At 70.0% G+C, this 1,985-nt stretch carries 4 protein-coding genes; 2 read left to right on the top strand and 2 right to left on the bottom strand.

The genetic code is table 11. From position 1 onward, the window contains the following. Window positions 1–338 (bottom strand): MarR family winged helix-turn-helix transcriptional regulator (locus G7A99_RS18765; protein WP_163143049.1); only part of this gene is annotated, 338 nt, incomplete at its 3' end. 113 nt (window positions 339–451) lie between these two features. Between G7A99_RS18765 and G7A99_RS18760 the strand changes: the two genes are divergently transcribed. Together G7A99_RS18760 and G7A99_RS18755 are read left to right on the top strand one after the other, a co-directional pair. Beyond that, window positions 452–1,141, top strand: a complete 690-nt coding sequence (locus tag G7A99_RS18760; RefSeq protein ID WP_163143046.1) for a type 1 glutamine amidotransferase domain-containing protein — start codon at window positions 452–454, stop codon at window positions 1,139–1,141. Between the two features lie 103 nt (window positions 1,142–1,244). Further along, window positions 1,245–1,553 carry a hypothetical protein gene (locus G7A99_RS18755; protein ID WP_163143044.1) on the top strand — a complete coding sequence of 103 codons (309 nt, stop codon included), beginning with the start codon at window positions 1,245–1,247 and terminating at the stop codon, window positions 1,551–1,553. A gap of 12 nt (window positions 1,554–1,565) precedes the next feature. Here the strand turns inward: G7A99_RS18755 and G7A99_RS18750 are convergent. Then, window positions 1,566–1,985, bottom strand: a 420-nt coding sequence (locus G7A99_RS18750) for an HRDC domain-containing protein (protein WP_205599925.1), incomplete at its 5' end; no start/stop codon positions are given.

Below are 1,985 nucleotides of genomic sequence, written 5' to 3'. Positions count from 1 at the left end.
GGGAAGACCTCGTCGAACAGTGCCTCGCCCTCGCCGGTGAGCCGGACGTAGACGCAGCGGCGGTCCTGCTCGCAGGGCACGCGCTCCACCAGCCCCTTCTGCTCCAGCCGGTCGACCACGCCGGTGAGGGTGGTCTTGTAGATCAGCGTCCGGTGGCCGAGCTCGGAGAAGGTCATGCCCTCGGTGTTGCCGAGCGTGCAGACGACGTCGAACTGCGGGGCGCTGAGGCCGGTGGTGCGGATATGGGCCCCGGAGTACTGCTCGAAGGACTGCCACGCCTCGGCGAGGGCACGGATGACGCGTGCGAACGGTGCGCTGCTGGTGTGATAGCGGCTCATGGGGACGGAATCATATCGGGCATTGGCACCTCGGCAAAGCCCCACCGGCTTGAAAGTGGCGGTGAGACACGCCAGCTAACGGATTGTCCTTATACGAACAATGGAGATATCTCATGAGTGATGCAAGTCGCCGTATCCTTTTCGTGCTCACGGGCAACGACCGTCTCGGCGATACCGGCGAGTCGACCGGGGTATTCCTCGCCGAGGCCGCACACCCGTATGACGTCGTCACGAAAGCCGGCTTCGAGGTCGATTTCGCCAGCCCCACCGGTGGTCCGGTGCACTTCGACCCGCGCAGCACCGGCGACCGTGATCCGGTTTCCGACGCGTTCTACAGCGACGAGACCATCCAGGGACGCCTGCAGAATACCCTCGATGCCCGTGAACTCCGGGCGGAGGACTACGCGGCGGTGTTCTTCGTCGGCGGGCACGGCACGATGTGGGATTTCCCGGACAGCGAGGCCCTGCAGCGCCTCACCGCCGGTATCTACGAGGGCGGTGGCGCGGTCGGCGCGGTCTGCCACGGGCCGTCCGCGCTGGTGAACGTACGCCTCTCCGACGGCTCGCACCTGGTCGCCGGGCGCGAGGTGGCCGGCTTTACCACCGAGGAGGAGCAGGCGGTCCGGCTCGACGGGGTCGTGCCGTTCCTGCTCGACCAGCGGCTCACCGAACGCGGCGCCCGCCACACCAAGGCGGAAAAGCCCTTCACTGCCCACGTCGTGCGTGACGGGCGGCTTATCACCGGCCAGAATCCGCCGTCCTCCAAGGGCACCGCCGAGGCGCTGATCGAGGTGCTGAACTAATGCCTGCCGATGGCCGCGCCCGACGGGCGCGGCCGTCACGTCCGTGTAACGCGGCTTCGCCACACTGCCCGCCCGGTTCATGGGGTACAGGGAGTGAGACCCGATGCGCATCACCATTCACGCCGCCGGCTATCCACTGACGCGGAGCAGCTACCGGCTGATCCGCCGGCGCATAAAGGCCTGCCTGACGGACCCGGACTGGCCGGGCCGGCTGTGGGTGCATCCGGTCCAGGTCGGGGCGCGGGTGTCCTGCCGGCTGATGCTGGAGCGCCGCGGTGGCGGACTGCTGCGTTGCGAGGCCAGCGGGGCCACCCTCGGTTCGGCGCTGGACGCCTGCCTGCGGGCGCTGCGGGACTGGGCGCCGGGCGTGCTCGACGGTGCGCCCGCGGGGGATGTGCGTCCGGCGGTGTGAGTCGGCGGGATATCAGGACGCCCTGGCGAGGGCCTGCAGGAACGCCTCGCCGTACTTCTCCAGCTTGTGCCGGCCCACGCCGCTGACGCCCGCGAGCTCCTCCAGCGTGCCCGGGCGCTGCCAGAGCATCTCCATCAGCGTGGCATCGTGGAAGACGACGTAGGGCGGCACGCCCTCGGCCTCGGCAATCTCCCGCCGGCACTGGCGCAGCGCATCCCAGCGCTCCCGGTCGGCGGGCTGGATCTGGGCGCTGCTGCCGCGTTCGGCACTGCGGCGTTGGGGCCGCGCCGGATCCCGCCGCGCGACGAAGTGCTGCTCGCCGCGTAGCAGTGGCCGGCAGGCCTCGGCCAGGCGCAGGCCGCCGTGGCCCTCCGGGTCCGGCTGCACCAGCCCCTGGGCGAGCATCTGCCGGATCAGCGACTGCCACGTGCC

The sequence above is a fragment of the Arhodomonas sp. KWT genome (assembly GCF_010993615.1).
Note: the sequence above shows the minus strand (reverse complement) of the source record. Positions and strands in the feature narration are given on the sequence as shown.

What these genes read in the sequence shown, in the direction of transcription:
- G7A99_RS18760 (WP_163143046.1), top strand. Translation starts at nt 452, where the DNA reads ATGAGTGATGCAAGTCGCCGTATCCTTTTCGTGCTCACGGGCAACGAC.
- G7A99_RS18755 (WP_163143044.1), top strand. Translation starts at nt 1,245, where the DNA reads ATGCGCATCACCATTCACGCCGCCGGCTATCCACTGACGCGGAGCAGC.